The organism is Ruminococcus sp. zg-924 (assembly GCF_024433635.1).
In the GTDB taxonomy this organism is placed as follows: Bacteria; Bacillota; Clostridia; order Oscillospirales; family Acutalibacteraceae; genus UBA7067.
On record NZ_WNJZ01000003.1, the window covers coordinates 19,110 to 35,894 of the forward strand.

A 16,785-nucleotide genomic window follows, 5' to 3' on the forward strand; every position below is an offset into this window, starting at 1 on the left:
AGTAAGCCTATAGCAAACTAACGGTCTGACAAATACAAATCAGCTAACAAGCGTAACAGCGAAGTGGGACAACTTGGGTGAAGAAAATGTAACCAACTCATATTCATACACAGCCGGAACAGGCAGAAACCTTACGCAGATAAGCCATAACGGCACGAACTACAACATAGAGTATGATAAGTTTAACAACAAGACGAATACTCTTGTTGGTAATCAGAGCCTTGCTCAGTACAGCTATGATACAAACAATGGCATACTTCAAAGCGTAACCTACGGTAACGGAAATACAGTAAGCTATGCATATGACAACTACGGCAATACAAGTATACAGAAATACAACGGTACAACTGCGTTCAAATGGTTCAGTGACAGAAGCGGAAGCGTTATAAGGCAGAGTGATTTTATAAATCAGCTTGAAACAAGCTATGATTACGACACAACAGGAAGACTTGTTCGCCAAACTGCACTTGATACCTCAAAAGCAAGCTCGACCGACAGAACAAAGTATATGGTTGAGTACGGTTATGACCTCAATAACAACATAACCAAGCTTGTGAATATAACGCCCAACGGAACGAAGAAGTTTAACTACACCTACGGAAAGGATAACCTTCTTGAGAAGTTCACAATGGGAACTAACCGCAGTGTCGATTATACATATGACGGGCTGGGCAGGCTGACAAGTTCAAAAATAACGACAGCAAGACCGATTGAAACGTCATATTTATATAAGCTATCAAAGCTTAATTCAAGCGGACAAGAACAATACAGAACAACCAAGATAAATAATGAGATTATAGACGGCGAGGAATACCGTTACAGCTATGACGATTCAGGCAACATAACAAAAATTGAGAAGAAAACAAACGGTGTTTATACAACGCTATATACGTATGAATACGATTCATTCGGTCAGCTTACGCATGAAAGAGATTATACTAATAATACGTCAAAGAAATATAGCTATGACGGTGGAGGCAACATTTTACAGGAAGTTACAAGTTATTATGATAGTCCTAACAGCGATGAAGTTTCAAGAACGGAAAGTATAAGTTACAGCTATTCCGATTCAAACTGGACGGATAAGATGACCTCATACAATGGGGAAACCATAACATATGATGCAATCGGCAATCCGCTTTCATACCGTGACGGAATGACGATGACATGGCAAAACGGACGTCAACTTGCCTCTTTACAAAAGGGCACAAATAATATACAATATAGCTATGATTCAGACGGAATAAGAGTGAGCAAAACTATAAACGGAGAGAAATGTACCTTTGAGTATCTTGACGGAATGTTGCTCTATGAAACAAGAGGCGAAAAATACTTCCATTATTATTATGACTCAAACGGCATGCTCTGTGCGGTGAACTACCGCCTGACCCCGAACGGCACGGAATATGTATATTACTACACTCACAACTGGCGAGGAGATATAGTCGGCATATACAACGGCAACGGCGACCTAAAAGCGAAATACACATACGATGCTTGGGGCAATGTAACAGCTATAAAGGACAGCAACGGCAATGCTATAACAGACCCGAACCACGTCGGCAACCTCAACCCATTCCGCTATCGTGGGTACTATATGGACACGGAAACAGGTATGTATTACCTGATGAGCCGCTACTATGACCCTGTAACGCATAGGTTCCTGAATGCGGACGGTTATTTCCAGACGGGATTGGGTGTTCTGGATACTAACATGAATGCGTATTGTGGAAATAACCCGGTGAATTGTGTTGATTATTCAGGAATGTGGGTACTTGTTGTTTCCGGAAATGCCTCCTGTGGTTTTTTATCTGGGATAAGTGCTGGTAGTGGGATTGCATTTGATTCTGAAGGAAATGTCGCCCTGCAAAAAAGCTATGCGTATACAGATTTTAATGGAATGGATACTATTTACCTGGGAGCCTCTTTATGGGCTGGTGCAGGCTTAAGCGTAACTTATATATGGGACTGCAAGGATGTTTATGATTTAGTAGAAAGAGGCTCAACACAATTTGGTGCCTCGGGCGGTGGCGGCGTTAGTGGTGGTGCCGATTTGATTTGGATGGATAAGGCATCGTATGCATTAAGTGGGATTTCAGGTTCTGTCGGTGTTGGTGCTGGAGTCGATATTCATGTGATGAGATCTTCTACTGAAAATACTGTAGTTATGAATATGGGACAACAAAAATATCAAATTGGAGATGTGGTTGTTGATCAGAAAAACCAATATTATAAAATAGGAAATGCTAAATATTATGTCATAGGTGGGACTACATACAAAGTATGTAGTATATGTGGTTGCCCCCATATAAAAGTCTGACTTTTGCTTTAGAAAGGAAAATAGATATGCTTACCGAATATAAAATAATTATAGCAAAGGTAGTTTCAATACTTCTATCGGCAATTCAATTAGCTATTATTCAAGCGGTTGCAGGCTCTGCGGTTTTATCGCCATTATTAATCATTTCAATCTTCCTGACAGGTCAGTTATCGTCATTTTTGATTTTTAAAGACGATTGCATGACGGAAAGACACAAGGAAAAAATCGAAAAAGAAAAATCACAAGGTGTTTGCCGTAAAGCAAAAGGCATAAGAATATATCTAAGTGTTGTATCAATTATTGAGGGAATATTTGCGCCGTTATGTCTTTTTCTTTGGTTGGTTGAATGTTTAGTAAAGAAAGGATAATACGAATGATGAAAATAATTAAGCTTCATATAGCTAAGATGATTGTTTATGTTATATCATTTGCCGAGGTTGCTGCAATAACGTTTTTAAGTCCAATTGTGGTCGAACTGAAAATTGATATCATGTTCTTTATTTTGTCGCTTTTCTTCGTTAATATGTTTATAGCTGTTATACTATTCAAGGATGAGTGCTTTATAGAATTTTATATTGATGAAGAAAGTAAAAGTTATTATAAAAAATCACTTTCATTCCAATCGCTGTTTTATGCGGTATATAAAATTAATATTCGATTTTCCTTGCTTGTTGATGCGTTTTGTGCGCCGTTGTTTTTTGTTTTATTTATAATTAACTTACAATAAAATATAGCAGGAGTGTGTATAATGGAACAATTAGTTATTTTATTAAGAATTATGCAGGTTATTATGCTTGTAATCGGAATACCGGTTGGAATATTAGGAATAGTTTTCCTTGTATTGAAACTGAAAAAAATAAAGTTTCAGACGAATAGGAAAATTATATTCATCTCAATTGTTATGATAATCTATGGTATTGGTTCTGTGTTAATGTCACTTGGTTTTATAAACTATTACATAGACAATATTGTACCAACCATGTAAAACTATAATTTAAATCTAAATGTTAAGTTAGTTGCTTGAATGTAGGGTTAGCCTTTGTTGCAAAACAGTAAGAAACCTATGACAGCTGGGGCAATGTTACAGCTATAAAGGACGGCAACGGCAATGCTATAACAGACCCGAACCACGTCGGCAACCTCAACCCATTCCGCTATCGTGGGTATTATATGGATACGGAAACAGGTATGTATTACCTTATGAGCCGTTACTATGACCCGGTAACGCATAGGTTCGTAAATGCGGACGGTTATTTCCAGACGGGATTGGGTGTTCTGGATGCTAACATGAATGCGTATTGTGGGAATAATCCCTTGATGTTTATAGATCCAACAGGACTCTGTTATGTAGCTCAATATACAAACGCAGGTACATATATCGGCACAAAGTGGGTTATAAAAACAGCTGTACCAGGTGTACCAAATTTTTGTTATGTTTGCAAACAATACAATCCAAAAACTGCCATAGACACCAATTTTATGGCATACAAGGAACATAGCAAAAAAGGTACAACTAACAAAGCCAATAAAGCAAGGCATGAGAAAGGTCAAGCAAGAAAAAAACTAGATCAAAAAGGTGAAAAAGGTGATGAACGTAGAGAGGATCGTTCAAACAAACGAAGAATTGAATCCCTCATTCCTACGCCTAAAACAGCAGTACCACTCGAAGAGTACCGGAATAGGGATTTACTACCGGATTTATTTCCAAATTATTATGATAAATACGAATTTAAGGGTATACCAAACACCGGTGAAAAACCAATATATGAACAGATATGGGACTTTATTGTTAATATATTTAATTAAGGAGAAGAAAGATGATTGTTGAGACTTTAAAAGAAATGGCTAAGAGTGACAAAAGGGTATCCATCTATACAGATATAAACGAACCTTCAAAATTCTGTTACGGTTATATCCTTTGCGTTAACTATGAAGAAGTAGCAATATATATGATTTCACCTGACGGATTCTTTGATGGAATTTTGATGAAGAAAATATATGATATAATTCGTATCGAAATTGATGGGCAGTATCACGAAAAGATGAAAAAGCTATGTTCTTTATCTAAAATGCAACCATTTAATTATTCCATAGATCCAACAAATATTCAATATTCATTGTTAGAAATAGCATTGCAATCAAAACAGATTGTATCATTAGAATTAGTGGATAGCGGATATGATGATGTGGTTGGATTTGTAGAAAGTATAGATAATGGGTTATGTAAAATCAAGATAGTAGATGAATATGGTTTTGAAGACGGATATTGTTTTGTTATGGCAAATAAAATAACACAAATTTCTTATGCTTCTCAGGATGAAATTAGAATATTAAAATTGTGGGAAATAAATAACTCTTAAAGCTATATACAATCCGGATGTATTTAAAAATATAGAGTCCAAAAGAGTGACAGCACATCTGTAAGCAAAACCCCTGTCAGCATAAGCGTATATCTGCGTTATTACAGACAGTGCAACAAGGTGTACTACGATAATATTTATCTTATCAAGGACGCAACTCAGAGTTACACATACAACAGTGACGGAAAGCTTGTTACTGTAAAGGATAATAATGCACAGAGGACGGATAATCCTGCAACAGAAGATAAATGATAAAAAACAAGGTTTGGAATTGCATTAGTTTTGGTGCTCAATTATCCATTTTGTTAAATCGTCTAATTCAAGTTTGCCGCCTGCTAAATTTAATATGGTTGTGTAGAGTTCTTTTTGTGTGTAATCCAGTTCAATGCCATTAAGTGCAAGAAAAACGAGCATAGTATGAGTACCAATTCGCTTGTTACCATCAATAAAAGCGTGATTTTTTATGATACCATACCCCAGACGGGCAGCTTTTTGCTGAATAGATGGAAATAAATCAGTATTGTCAAATTTTTGAAATGGTGCGTTGATTGCAGAATCAAGCAGCCCCTCTTCTCTGATGCCGTCAAGTCCACCGGTTTCTTCAAGTAATGATTTATGCATCGTTATAATTTGAGATTTGGATAGAATAATCATTTGGCAAGAACCTTATATGCTTCCTTGTTTTTGGCAATCAGTCGTTTTGAAACAGCCATAACATCTTCGTTATTTGCAAGCTGTTCTTTTTCAGCCTGACTGAACTCAACAATTAAATAGCGAGGGACATTGTTTTTCAGAATAACGGCTGAGCCGTTTTCATCAACAAGTCTTGCAACCTTTGAAAAATTTTGATTTGCTTCGGTAATTGAAACAAGAGATTTTGTATTAACATTCATAAATATACCTCCAAATATATTATACACAAATAGGATAAATATATCCTATTCATATTATAATCACGCAGGACGATTATGTCAATAAAAATTAAATTTCGCCAATGGACAACTGTACCGGGAAGAGAAGACTAAAACTCAAAACATCTTTTTCAGATATTTTATTGCTTTAAAGACTCATATTTCCACTTGAAAACAGCAACTCCAATTATTATTGCGTACCCCAAAAAGCTAAGCCAATCGGGTAAATCGCCGAGGAATACAAAGCTTAGCATTGCGGCAAACAAAACCTGAGTGTAGTCGAACACCGAAATCTCCTTTGCCGGTGCTTTTGAATAAGCAGCCGTAATTGAGAACTGACCACCGGCTGCTGATAAGCCTGCCATCACAAGAAAGGCAAGCTGTAAAGCTGACATCGGCTTATAGGTAAAAATAACACACGGCAGCACCGACAAGCACGAAAACATTGAAAAAAAGAACACAATTACAGGTCCTGCAACTCCGTTGGTACCCAGCTTGCGAACACAGGCATAAGCAAGTCCTGCGCCCATACCGCTTATCACTCCCATTATTGCAGGGAAGGAGTCCATATTGAATGTGGGCTTGATTACAAACAATGCGCCGATAAATGCAATTATTATTGCCGCCCACTCAACCTTTTTAGGCTTTTCCCTCATAATAAATACAGAAAAAATTACAGCAAAAAAAGGCGACAGCTTGTTTAGCATAGAAGCGTCTGCGATATTAAGCTTTCCTATTGCATAGAAGTTGCAAATCACGCCGACTGTTCCTGCAAGACATCTTACAGCCATAGGAAGAAAATTTTTCTTCTCAAGCTTTATGCTTGTCCTTTCCTTTATAACAACAAAAAGAGCTATGAACATCGCCACCAAATTTCTGAACATACTCTTTTGCCACACAGGCAAATCGCCCGACAGTTTTACAAACAAATTCATCAGTGCAAAAAAGAACGCCGCACTGATTATGCAGGCAATCGCCTGCTTTTTATTTTTGCTCATATTACTCACCCGTATTTATAAATCTAAATGTATTATCTATAACCCTTTGTTAAATATGTTATACTTTTTAGAGATTATAGTCAACTGATACATTGATAATTTTTTCATCACACATTACTTACCTGCGTCTGCGGCATATTATTAAAATTTTTTGTAAAAAATTATGTTTTTAATATCATCAAAGCTTTACACAATCCTTGCAAAAACAATTTGGATACTTTACAAAGCGGCGTTATACTCGTAAGCGTTCTGAAAGGAAAATATAAAAAGACGGAGGAGAAGAAAAATGAAAAGTAAGAGAATCAGAAAAGCTGTTATCGCAGCTTCACTTGCGGCTGTAATTACAGCCACAGCAGTACAGACAGCCCTTGCAGCTAACGGCGGCTTTGCTGTTGAGGATTTAACCCTGCAGCCGGGCAGCAGTACGTCACAGATTAACCTTAATTGGTACACAGACAACAGCAATGCAGACGTTAAGGTTAAGTTCAGCGACGGCAAAAACACGATTACTGAGAACGCAAAAATTCAGCCTGCGGTTGAGGGCAAAACAGCCTGCAAGGCAACTGTAAGCAACCTTACACCGAACACAAATTACACTTACAGCGTTTCCGAGGACGGCGGAATCACCTGGTCAAAGGAGTACAGCTACAAAACTCCTGCACAGGGTGACTTTACCTTTGGTTTTGTCGGCGACCCACAGCTAAACGCCGGCAACGAGGACAAGAACAGTAAGGTATTCAGCGCAGACAAGACAACAAAAACAGGCTGGAACGATACTCTTAAGGCTTTGGCCGATAAGAATGTAGATTTGATTACTTCCGCCGGTGACCAGGTTGACGATACAAAAGGCGGCAACGAGAGCCAATACACCGACTTGTTCTCATCAAACGTAATGCAGTCGGTTCCGTTTGCAGCAGCAGTAGGCAACCATGACCGCCATGCAGGTTTCCTTTATCACTATAACCTGCCAAACGAGCAGAATGTTGACTCAATAGTAAATCTCGACACAACACCTGCCGCAAATGAGGTTACAACAGCAAAGGGCAACTACTTTTACAGCTTCAACAACGCCCTGTTTGTAGTGCTTAACGATTCATCATATCCTGCAAGCACACAGGAGGCAAAGCCGTATATCGACGCTTTCAGACAGACTCTTCAAAACGCTGTGAAAGCTTACCCTGATTACAAGTGGCTTTTCGTACAGCATCACAAATCAACCGAATCAGTAGCACAGCACGTTGCCGACAGAGATATTCAGTATTACGTTGAGGCAGGCTTTGAAAAGCTTATGGACGAGTTCAAGGTTGACGTTGTTCTTGCAGGTCACGACCACGTATATGCAAGAACCTATGCAATGTGCAACGGTCAAAGAGTAAGCGACTTTACAAGCAACTATACAGACCCTCAGGGTACGGTTTACCTCACCTGCAACACAGGCTCAGGTCTTAAGTATTACAACATCTTTGACACAGAGAAGCTCTATGTTAAGGACAACACAGAGTATCCGTATCTTGCAAACGGCTTAAAAGGCTCTGAAGAGTACTTAAAGGGCGTATATCCGCTTTCAACAGCAGTAGCACAGCAGGATAAGATTCCGGGGTATACGGTTGTAAAGGTAACAGACGGTCAAATCACCTTTGAATCATACAGCACCTATGACAACCCTGATACGCCAAACAACGAGGCAACAGAAAGCTTGGATACATTCTCAATAACAAAGACTCAGCCGGAGAATCCAACAGACGAGCCAACAGACGAGCCGACAGATGAGCCGACAGATGAGCCGACAGACGAGCCGACAGACGAGCCGACAGACAAGCCGACAGATGAGCCGACAGACAAGCCGACAACAGCACCGACTTCGGCTTCCGGTTTAGCAACATCATCAACAACACCTGCTCAAAATGGCAAAACAGCAACAGGCAAGGTTGCAACAGGCGACAGCACAAGCACAGCCGCACTGATTATAATTCTTGTATCAGCGGCAGGCGTAGTTGTAATTACACGCAAAAAGCTCAAGGGCGAATAAAGCCTATCGTCTTAACAGACAGTAAAAAATCGGGATGAAGCGGTTTTCGGCATCATCCCGATTATATTTTTGTCTGAATTACTTGTGCGAATCCGCAAGCACCTTGCGCATATACTTTGCAATGTCGGTGTTGTCGATAAGCTCCTTTTCGCACAGCCCTGCCGATTGTGCTCCGCTTGCCATTAGTGCAACATCGGCGTTTGTGTGATTTCCGTCAGAGGTAAAGCAGTCGTTGTTAATATCCTCCGGCTTTGGATTCTCCGGCAGGGTTACGCCGCCTGTTTCGTGGTCGGCTGTAACAATTACAAGAGTGCCGGGGTGCTCCTGCGCCCATTTAAGAACATAGTCTATCGTCTGGTCGAAGCCCTGCATTTGCCCAAGCGTTGTTTCCATATCGCTTTTATGCTCATAGGTGTCAATGTTACTGCCCTCAACCATAAGGAAAAATCCCTTGTCATTGTCGAGAGAGTCAAGAGCCTTTGAGGTCATCTCCATAAGTGACGGCGACATATCGGGAGCACCCATATTGTCATAGGAGAACATACCCAAAACCTTGCTGTCATCATTTGTGAGCGATAAAAGCTCATTTTCTGTGGTGATGTATTTGTAGTCGTGGCTTTTAACCTCGTCCTGAATTTTTTTGTAGTTGGTGTAATACTGTGAGCCGCCGCCGAGCATATAGTCAACGTCTGACCTGACCATATCGAGCATAATTTTCGGGTAATTGTGCCTTGAGCCGTTGTGGGCAACCATTCCCGCAGGAGTTGCGTGGCAGATTACCTGGCGAGCAACAAGACCTGTTTTCATTCCAAGACCCTGAGCATACTCGCAGATGGTTTCAAGGTCGTTCCCGTCGGGGTCAACGCCGATAAAATCATTTGTCGTCTTTACGCCTGTGCTTATAGCCGTTGCCGACGCCGCACTGTCGGTATATTCGGCGCTTCCGTCCGTTACCGACTGTGAATATGTAGTAACGGTTGTGCTGTGCTTCATACCGCTCATAACAAGCTTGTCACCCTTAACAACCTCGCAAGCCTTTATAATGTTTTTGCCCATTCCGTCGCCTATCATAAGAATTATGTTCTTTGCAGGAACGTCCTCTTCAAGATTGTATTCGGCGTAGTCAACCCAAAAAAGCTCCTCAACGCTTTCCTCCGGTTCTGTTTCGCTTGAAGCGTCAGCTTGAAGTGCAGAGGAGGTGTCGGGCGCTGAGCTGTTTTGTTGGGAAGAGCAGGCTGTAAACGATAACAGCATTGCAATTGCAAGAAGTGCAGAAAGTAGCTTTTTCATATTATCCCTCGTTTGTATTTATTTTACTTAGATTTTACCACGCTTTAATGGCAAAGTCCACAATATGAATCAGTTTATTGTATAAAAAAAGTAAAATGTATTGTTTAGGTATTGGTATGTGTGTATAATATGATTGTAAAAATTAATCGTTTAGGGAATTGTGTGTTTGAATTGTGGAATTGTTGCAATGCAATATAGTGTAAAAAGCTATCCTATGTATTAAATAATAATATAAAAGTCATTAAAATTAAAAATATAAAAGGTGAAAATTATGAACGAGCTTCAAGCTGTAATCACAGAGGTTAAAAAGGTTATAAACGGCAAGGACAACGCAATAATAACCTCGCTTCTTGCAATACTTACAAACGGAAATATATTGTTTGAGGACATTCCGGGCGTTGGCAAAACAACTCTTGCACTTGCCTTTTCAAAGGCTTTGGGACTTAGCTACGGCAGGGTGCAGTTTACTCCCGACACACTCCCGTCCGATATTACGGGCTTTGTAATCTATGACAAGGAAACAGGAAAAATGAGGTACAAAAAGGGTGCGGTTTTCTGCAACCTCTTTCTTGCGGACGAGCTTAACAGAACCTCCAGCCGAACTCAGGCGGCGCTTCTTGAGGCTATGGAGGAGGGGCAGGTAACTGTTGAGGGCAGAGCATATCCGCTTGAAAAGCCGTTCACAGTTATTGCAACGCAGAACCCCGTGGGAGCTTCCGGCACTCAGCTTTTGCCCGACTCGCAGATTGACCGCTTCACCGTTAGAATTTCAATGGGTTATCCTGACAGCAATTCCGAGCTTAAAATGCTCTTAAGCCGCAAAAACGGCAATCCGCTTGACAGTGTAAGCTGTATTGTAACCAAGGAACGTCTGCTTGAAATGCAGCAGCAGGTCAAGGCTGTTTTTATGCACGAAAGTATTGCACGGTATATTGTCGGGCTTATTACAAAAACGAGGAACAGCCGCTTTATCCGCCGGGGAGCAAGCCCCAGGGTTACATTGTCGCTTGCACAAATGTCCAAGGCAAACGCATTTTTATGCGGCAGAGATTTTGTAACGCCAAAGGACGTTCAGAGCGTGTTTGAAAGTACGGTGAACCACCGCATTATGCTAAGCGCAGAGGCTTTGTCGCAGAAGCTTGACACAATCAGCGTTTTAGCTGACGTTTGCAGCAGCGTGAAGCCGCCGAGGATATAATATGCTTAAAAATATACTTATCTATCTGCTAATTTTTGCGGCTGCGTTTGCTTTCAGCGTTTTTTATTACGCTTGGTTTTCGTGGTTTCTTTTGATTGTGATAATCTGTATTCCGCTTGTGTCGCTTGCAATAAGCCTGCCGTTTATGATTTATGCGGCTGTAAAGGGCATTTCCTGCTTTTGTGACGAAACGGCTGAAAATTTCGGCAGCGTTAATATTGGAATTAAAACTAAAAACGGAAAGCGTTTGTTCTGTCCGTTTCTTAAGGTAAAATTCAAGACCTCAAACAGCTTTGCAGGTAAGTCAAAGAGCGCTTTACTGAAATACGGCGGAGTGATAAATAAGCCTGTTGTAATCAGAAGCGACACCCTTGCACAACACTGTGGTTTGGTGAATATTAAGGCGAATTACGGCAGAGTGTACGATTTTACGGGGATATTCTTTTTGCCGATAAGATTAAAATTCAGCGGCAGTACGGTGATAATGCCGATACCCGAAGCACCGTATTTACAGCCGGACAGCCAAAGCACAGTTATACTTGGCTACAAGCCGAAATCGGGCGGCGGTTTTTCGGATTACTACGAGCTAAGACCCTACCAAAGCGGCGACAGTTTAAAAAATATTCACTGGAAGCTGTCGTCAAAATACGATGATTTAATAGTAAAAGAGCCGAGCGAGGCGATTTACAAAAGGCTGATAATAAAGCCGGAAATAACAGACAACCCGGAAATAAACGATTTTATCCTTGCAAGGTTTATATATGTCTGCTCTTGTCTTATAAAAAACGAAGCGGTGTTTTACGCTTTTAACAGTCGAAGCGGAGCAGCTGTAAAAATTGAAAATGAAAGCGATGTCCGCCGCTTTCTCGTTTTCCTATACAGTAAAAGCGGAGCAAAGCAGGAGATATGCCTTGATAACGCCGCAGTTTACAATATTCTGCCTGATAGCGAGGAGGTGAGCGAGCTGTGAAGAAATCAAGCGTTTTAGCCATAGTGATTGACTCAATAATAATCACTGTGCTTGTTCCGTCTGTGCTTTGGTGTCTTGTCACATCGTTTAATCTCAAGGCGGAGCTTCAAGTTGCGGTTGTTACATCAGTAATGTCAACGCTTTTGGCAGCTCTTGCATTTGCTCTGATAAAAACAGCAAAGCAAGCCCTTGCCGCCTGCGCAGCTGCGTTTGCATTTTTGGTTATGTTTTTGCTGCTTGAAGCAGACTCGCTTATTAATCAGTTTGAATATGTAATTAATTCAGCATTTTTTGATTTTTCAAAATATATTCCTGTGCCGCAGAGCGTTTCAATCGGCACGCATAAAGAGTATGACGCAACAATTCTGCTTGCGTTTGTTGAATGTGCGCTGATTTTTCTTTTCACATTCTGCATAGTAAAGAAGAAAACAACCGTTCCTGTTGTGATAATCTCGGTTTTGCTTGTTGCGCCATGCTTTATCCTTATCAGCACCTGCCCAAATTTGCTCCCGCTGTTTCTGTCAATTGCCGCCATTTCGGTACTGCTGCTTACATCGGAGCTTCGCAGATACGGTGTAGCTCACTGCGCCGCTGTATCGTCCGCAGCCTTTGCAACAGTGATGTGCATTTTAGCTTTGGTGTATATCGCTTATCCTGCCGACAGCTTTAAAAGAGAGCCTTGGCAGGATAAGCTTTTGTTGGATTTGCGGCATAGGGCAGGACTTGAATTTGTTGGTGAACAGCCTCAGCAAAACGGCGCCGGTGAAGGAACAACAGATGTTAAACGTATTGATTTAGGCAACGCCGAGGCTCCAAAGCAAACGCATGAGGTTGTTATGCAGGTTTATAATGATGACTCTGAGCAAACTATATATCTTAGGGGAACAGCGTATGCAAACTATGATAAAAACAAGTGGTCAACGCTCAACGAACAGCAATATTCATTATGCCCAAGCACAGGGGCATGGAACCCGTTTTATTCTTTCTCCGGCGCAGGCGGAGATATGAGTATGAAAATTGTTACTAAGAACAAGGAGGACGTTGTATATTTTCCGTATTTCTTAAGTCAAAAACCAATCGGAGTATCTCAGAATGCGGATATATCCCTTAATAATCAAGAGGGTAAAACCTCGTATACTCTTGATTACCGCACATATCCTGTTCTGGTTGATTTGAGTGTGGATAGTATTGAGAAAAACTCGTATGAAGAATATGCCGACTTTGTGTATCAGAACTACACCCAAATTTCAGACGAGCTTTGCAAAGAGTTACAGGAGATTGGCGGAAAATATGATATTGATAAAGTCATAGATGATAGTTTAAACCAAGCACTGTCAAGCTATTATGTCCCTGACAGTGATATGGACATGCCGATTTATCCACAGTCTGTTGCTCAGGCTATTCAGGAGATAGTATCTTCAAGCGCCGAGTATTCGCTTGAAACGCAGGGGATTCCCGATGGTGAGGATATAGCAAGCTATCTGCTCAAGGAAGATGGCGGAATGGAAACCGCCTACTGCGTACACTTTGCAACAGCCGCTGTAATGATGCTCAGAGCATACGGCATACCGTCACGCTATGTAACAGGCTACTATGTTAAAACCTCGTCGGAAACACCGTACACAACAGTCACCACAGACAACGCCCACGCTTGGGCAGAATACTTTGTTGACGGCATAGGCTGGACGCCGCTTGAGGCAACGCCGCCGTCTTTTACGCCTTCGTCACCGGTTGCCGACCCGATAGAGGAGAAAACTGAGCCGACTGAAATTCAAACGGAAACAAACCAAGCTGAAATACAGCCGACCTCTTCAGAAGTTTCATCAGACAATAACTCAGACGATAACTCAGGCTTGATTATGTGGGCGATAGTTGTGAGCGTGGCAGCGGCATTATTGATTGTTTCTTTGAGAGTGTTATTGATAAGAGCCTTAAGGCGAAAGAGGTTTATAAGCGGCGGCAAAAGCAAAAGAGCCGTATATATCTATCGCTATATTAAGCGGTGTGAAGCCTGCGCAAAAAAGAGCATACCTCAGGAAATCTATGATATAGGTGCAAAGGCAAGCTTCAGCCAACACAGCGTAACAAGCGAAGAGCTGAACACTTTACAAAATTATGCCGAAAAAGCAAGAGGCGAGCTTTATAAAGCCGCACCTGCGATTAAGAGGTTTTATTATGCTGTTATAGCAGTCTTGTAATTTCCTGCTCGCTCTTATGAATGTCTGACAGACAAAATATACAGTATAAAGGTGTTGATATTAATGAATAAAATTCAATTCGGTATGCCGACTCTTATCGAGCTTGAAACGCTCGATGAAACACTTATGCTTTGCAGTGAACTCGGATTGTCATTTGTCGAGCTTAATATGAATCTGCCGCAGTATCAGCTTGACAGGCTTAGCCGCACAGATGAATTTCAAAGCCTTGCCGACAGATACGGAGTATACTATACAATTCACCTTGACGAAAATTTGAATATAAGCGACTTTAACAAGGCAGTTGCCGACGCATATATTCAAACTGTACTGGGCACGGTTGATATAGCAAAAAGGCTTAACATTCCTGTAATTAATATGCACATGAATCACGGTGTACATTTTACTTTGCCCGACAAAAAGGTTCAGCTTTTTGAGCAGTATAAGGACGAGTATCTCAAATCTTTTACAGACTTCCGTCGAATGTGTGAAAATGCAATCGGACAGAGCGATATTAAGCTTTGTATTGAAAACACAGACGGCTACCGCAGCTATGAAAAGGAGGCAATCGGCGTTTTGCTTGAAAGCGACAAATTTGCCTTGACCTGGGATATAGGTCATTCAAACAGCAGTGAAAATATTGATGAAGATTTTTTACTGAATAATAAGGGCAGACTGCGACATTTTCATATTCATGATTCGCTGAAAAACAAAGACCATATGGCGCTTGGAACAGGCGAAGTTGACCTGACGCAAAGATTGAATGTTGCAAAGGAGCGTAGTTGCCGCTGTGTTGTTGAAACAAAAACGGTACAGGCTCTTAGGCAGTCGGTACAGTGGCTTGCGGTTAACGGATATATGTTATAATAATAAATACAACAAAACAGGGGGCTGTCGCAAAAGGAAAAAATGTGATGCCGGAATTGGAAAGAAAAATATCGGGTGCACACGCAGGTGCACCCATGCGAACACGACGCAAATTTAATAAGAGCGAGTCTTACGCAAAAACCGGCTGAAGCTGTATATCTATAAGCGCCGATTCTATCGTCTTTTTAAGCTTGTCAAAATGAGCTACAAGCGAACGTGGCTTTTTTTGTGGGTCGTCCTGCGACATTGGAACGAAGTAAATATTCTTTGTGTTCAGCAGCTTTCCAAGGTTCTGCGCCGAAGCTCCGAGTGCGTCGTTGCTTGCAAGCGCCAAAACAACAGGTGCGCCTATGCGAAGCTGTGACTTTACAGCCATTGTTACCGGTGTGTCTGTTATTCCGTTTGCTATCTTGCCGAGGGTGTTGCCCGTACAGGGGGCAACCACCAGAATGTCGCACATTTTTTTAGGTCCAATAGGTTCAGCTTTCTCTATTGAGTGAATTATATCCTTACTGCAAATCGCCCTTATTTTTTCATTTATATCCTGCGCCTTGCCAAAGCGTGTGTCGGTGTTATAGGCTGTGCAGGACATTATCGGAACAATATCATATTTCTCCAAAGCCAGATGTTCCATTTCCTTGATTGCTTTGGAGAATGTGCAGAATGACCCGCAAAGTGCAAAGCCAACTGTGGTTTTTTCCACGCTTAATCCTCCTCAAGCATATTGAAAATTGTGTTCTTTATTATTTCGCCCGAAGCCTTCGGCGCAACCTTTCCGGGAAGCGACAGTGCGTGAACAGCCTTTATGCCAAGTCTTTTTGCACTGTCAAAATCAACTCCGCCCGGTAATGATGCAAGGTCAATAACAAGCGCCTGTTTGCACGTTTTCGCAAGGGTATGCGCCGTGAAAATCATAGCCGGCACTGTGTTGAATACTATGTCGAAGCCGCCGTATGAGCAAAGGCAGGTTGTGTTGACGGTATTGTAGCCAAGAGCGTTAATCAGCGACAAATCGCTCTTTTTTCTTGCCGCCGCATAAACCGTAGCGCCAAGACCGAGGAGCATTTTGCAAAGCACCTTGCCGATTCTGCCAAAGCCTGCAACAAGGCATTTAGAGCCGTGTATAGTACCGGGGTATTCACGCATTGCAACCTCAATTGCACCCTCGGCGGTTGGCACGGCGTTTTCAACGGCAAGCTCCTCACGGCTTAAATAGTCGCAAAGATAAACGTCTTCCCATACAGGGGAAAGCGATTTAAGCCTGCCGCTCATTGTGCAGAAAACCCTTTTACCCTTTAATCGGCGTGCAAGGCTGTCGTCAAGCGGAATGTCATTAAGAGCAAACGGAGCGTTCAGCGTTTTGCCGTCTTTAGTAAGCGGCATTGGCAAAACGGCGCAGTCGCTTAATTGCAGGGTCTTGTCTATCGGCAAATGCTCAAGGCTCCATTCGTTTTCGAGCCTGTCAAAGCCGCTGATATACACCTTATAACCCTCGCTTTGCATAGCCTGTGCGCAGTAAAGCTGGCGCTTATCTCCGCCTATTATCGAAAAGCTGCGTATTTTCATTTCACACTACTCCCATCCTCACAACAACCGGTGCTTATATCTTATATTACGGCGAAGTTTGTTTTTGGTGAGTACGGCAGT

The 16,785-nt window shown here is 41.5% G+C and carries 17 protein-coding genes and 1 pseudogene; 12 read left to right on the forward strand and 6 right to left on the reverse strand.

Annotated elements, in window-relative coordinates; translation table 11 throughout:
* Window positions 1-73 precede the first annotated feature (73 nt).
* From GMA13_RS02055 to GMA13_RS02085, 7 genes and pseudogenes are all read left to right on the forward strand, one after another.
* Entirely contained in the window at window positions 74-2,320 is a 2,247-nt protein-coding gene (locus tag GMA13_RS02055; RefSeq protein WP_255910320.1) for an RHS repeat domain-containing protein, read from the forward strand.
* Between the two features lie 26 nt (window positions 2,321-2,346).
* Window positions 2,347-2,688: a hypothetical protein gene (locus tag GMA13_RS02060; protein ID WP_255910323.1), complete on the forward strand. Its 342-nt coding sequence runs from the start codon at window positions 2,347-2,349 to the stop codon at window positions 2,686-2,688.
* Window positions 2,689-2,693: 5 nt separating this feature from the next.
* Complete coding sequence (locus GMA13_RS02065) at window positions 2,694-3,047, forward strand: hypothetical protein (RefSeq protein WP_255910326.1); 354 nt, start codon at window positions 2,694-2,696, stop codon at window positions 3,045-3,047.
* A 21-nt stretch (window positions 3,048-3,068) separates the two neighbouring features.
* The gene (locus GMA13_RS02070; protein WP_255910328.1) at window positions 3,069-3,305 is read left to right on the forward strand and encodes a hypothetical protein; all 237 of its coding nucleotides are present in this window, start codon (window positions 3,069-3,071) and stop codon (window positions 3,303-3,305) included.
* Window positions 3,306-3,394: 89 nt separating this feature from the next.
* Window positions 3,395-4,126 (forward strand): annotated as a pseudogene (locus GMA13_RS02075) (RHS repeat-associated core domain-containing protein); the annotation flags it as partial.
* Between the two features lie 11 nt (window positions 4,127-4,137).
* Entirely contained in the window at window positions 4,138-4,680 is a 543-nt protein-coding gene (locus GMA13_RS02080) for a hypothetical protein (protein WP_255882545.1), read from the forward strand.
* 120 nt (window positions 4,681-4,800) lie between these two features.
* Window positions 4,801-4,932 (forward strand): hypothetical protein, encoded by a 132-nt coding sequence (locus GMA13_RS02085; protein ID WP_255882546.1) that lies wholly within the window; start codon window positions 4,801-4,803, stop codon window positions 4,930-4,932.
* A gap of 24 nt (window positions 4,933-4,956) precedes the next feature.
* On the opposite strand, the gene GMA13_RS02090 is transcribed toward GMA13_RS02085, so the two are convergent.
* From GMA13_RS02090 to GMA13_RS02100, 3 genes are all read right to left on the reverse strand, one after another.
* Entirely contained in the window at window positions 4,957-5,334 is a 378-nt protein-coding gene (locus tag GMA13_RS02090) for a type II toxin-antitoxin system death-on-curing family toxin (RefSeq protein WP_255882547.1), read from the reverse strand.
* Window positions 5,331-5,573 (reverse strand): type II toxin-antitoxin system Phd/YefM family antitoxin, encoded by a 243-nt coding sequence (locus GMA13_RS02095; protein ID WP_255882548.1) that lies wholly within the window; start codon window positions 5,571-5,573, stop codon window positions 5,331-5,333. The genes GMA13_RS02090 and GMA13_RS02095 overlap by 4 nt, the downstream gene beginning before the upstream one ends.
* 158 nt (window positions 5,574-5,731) lie before the next feature.
* Window positions 5,732-6,589, reverse strand: a complete 858-nt coding sequence (locus tag GMA13_RS02100; protein ID WP_255882549.1) for a DMT family transporter — start codon at window positions 6,587-6,589, stop codon at window positions 5,732-5,734.
* A 286-nt stretch (window positions 6,590-6,875) separates the two neighbouring features.
* Here GMA13_RS02100 and GMA13_RS02105 point away from each other — a divergent pair, with 286 nt between their 5' ends.
* Window positions 6,876-8,618 (forward strand): metallophosphoesterase, encoded by a 1,743-nt coding sequence (locus tag GMA13_RS02105; protein WP_255882550.1) that lies wholly within the window; start codon window positions 6,876-6,878, stop codon window positions 8,616-8,618.
* A gap of 78 nt (window positions 8,619-8,696) precedes the next feature.
* On the opposite strand, the gene GMA13_RS02110 is transcribed toward GMA13_RS02105, so the two are convergent.
* The gene (locus GMA13_RS02110; RefSeq protein WP_255882551.1) at window positions 8,697-9,908 is read right to left on the reverse strand and encodes an alkaline phosphatase; all 1,212 of its coding nucleotides are present in this window, start codon (window positions 9,906-9,908) and stop codon (window positions 8,697-8,699) included.
* A gap of 271 nt (window positions 9,909-10,179) precedes the next feature.
* On the opposite strand from GMA13_RS02110, the gene GMA13_RS02115 reads away from it, so the two are divergent.
* The 4 genes from GMA13_RS02115 to GMA13_RS02130 all read left to right on the forward strand — a co-directional run bounded on the left by GMA13_RS02115 (window position 10,180) and on the right by GMA13_RS02130 (window position 15,138).
* Complete coding sequence (locus GMA13_RS02115) at window positions 10,180-11,106, forward strand: MoxR family ATPase (RefSeq protein WP_255882552.1); 927 nt, start codon at window positions 10,180-10,182, stop codon at window positions 11,104-11,106.
* Between the two features lies 1 nt (window position 11,107).
* Window positions 11,108-12,076 carry a DUF58 domain-containing protein gene (locus tag GMA13_RS02120; protein WP_255882553.1) on the forward strand — a complete coding sequence of 323 codons (969 nt, stop codon included), beginning with the start codon at window positions 11,108-11,110 and terminating at the stop codon, window positions 12,074-12,076.
* Window positions 12,073-14,274 carry a transglutaminase domain-containing protein gene (locus tag GMA13_RS02125; protein ID WP_255882554.1) on the forward strand — a complete coding sequence of 734 codons (2,202 nt, stop codon included), beginning with the start codon at window positions 12,073-12,075 and terminating at the stop codon, window positions 14,272-14,274. The genes GMA13_RS02120 and GMA13_RS02125 overlap by 4 nt, the downstream gene beginning before the upstream one ends.
* Window positions 14,275-14,337: 63 nt before the next feature.
* Window positions 14,338-15,138 carry a sugar phosphate isomerase/epimerase family protein gene (locus tag GMA13_RS02130; protein ID WP_255882555.1) on the forward strand — a complete coding sequence of 267 codons (801 nt, stop codon included), beginning with the start codon at window positions 14,338-14,340 and terminating at the stop codon, window positions 15,136-15,138.
* Between the two features lie 130 nt (window positions 15,139-15,268).
* Here GMA13_RS02130 and GMA13_RS02135 read toward each other — a convergent pair whose 3' ends face one another.
* A complete protein-coding gene (locus GMA13_RS02135) occupies window positions 15,269-15,841 on the reverse strand; it encodes a dipicolinate synthase subunit B (RefSeq protein WP_255882556.1) in 573 nt (190 codons plus the stop codon).
* A gap of 2 nt (window positions 15,842-15,843) precedes the next feature.
* Window positions 15,844-16,704 (reverse strand): dipicolinate synthase subunit DpsA, encoded by an 861-nt coding sequence (gene dpsA / locus GMA13_RS02140; RefSeq protein ID WP_255882557.1) that lies wholly within the window; start codon window positions 16,702-16,704, stop codon window positions 15,844-15,846.
* Between the last annotated feature and the right edge of the window lie 81 nt (window positions 16,705-16,785).

Excerpts from the sequence above, each read along its gene's own strand:
- GMA13_RS02065 (WP_255910326.1), top strand. The coding sequence starts at position 2,694 with ATGATGAAAATAATTAAGCTTCATATAGCTAAGATGATTGTTTATGTT.
- GMA13_RS02130 (WP_255882555.1), top strand. The coding sequence starts at position 14,338 with ATGAATAAAATTCAATTCGGTATGCCGACTCTTATCGAGCTTGAAACG.
- GMA13_RS02060 (WP_255910323.1), top strand. The coding sequence starts at position 2,347 with ATGCTTACCGAATATAAAATAATTATAGCAAAGGTAGTTTCAATACTT.
- GMA13_RS02095 (WP_255882548.1), bottom strand. The coding sequence starts at position 5,573 with ATGAATGTTAATACAAAATCTCTTGTTTCAATTACCGAAGCAAATCAA.
- GMA13_RS02105 (WP_255882550.1), top strand. The coding sequence starts at position 6,876 with ATGAAAAGTAAGAGAATCAGAAAAGCTGTTATCGCAGCTTCACTTGCG.
- GMA13_RS02115 (WP_255882552.1), top strand. The coding sequence starts at position 10,180 with ATGAACGAGCTTCAAGCTGTAATCACAGAGGTTAAAAAGGTTATAAAC.
- GMA13_RS02090 (WP_255882547.1), bottom strand. The coding sequence starts at position 5,334 with ATGATTATTCTATCCAAATCTCAAATTATAACGATGCATAAATCATTA.
- GMA13_RS02120 (WP_255882553.1), top strand. The coding sequence starts at position 11,108 with ATGCTTAAAAATATACTTATCTATCTGCTAATTTTTGCGGCTGCGTTT.
- GMA13_RS02080 (WP_255882545.1), top strand. The coding sequence starts at position 4,138 with ATGATTGTTGAGACTTTAAAAGAAATGGCTAAGAGTGACAAAAGGGTA.
- GMA13_RS02100 (WP_255882549.1), bottom strand. The coding sequence starts at position 6,589 with ATGAGCAAAAATAAAAAGCAGGCGATTGCCTGCATAATCAGTGCGGCG.
- dpsA (WP_255882557.1), bottom strand. The coding sequence starts at position 16,704 with ATGAAAATACGCAGCTTTTCGATAATAGGCGGAGATAAGCGCCAGCTT.
- GMA13_RS02110 (WP_255882551.1), bottom strand. The coding sequence starts at position 9,908 with ATGAAAAAGCTACTTTCTGCACTTCTTGCAATTGCAATGCTGTTATCG.
- GMA13_RS02070 (WP_255910328.1), top strand. The coding sequence starts at position 3,069 with ATGGAACAATTAGTTATTTTATTAAGAATTATGCAGGTTATTATGCTT.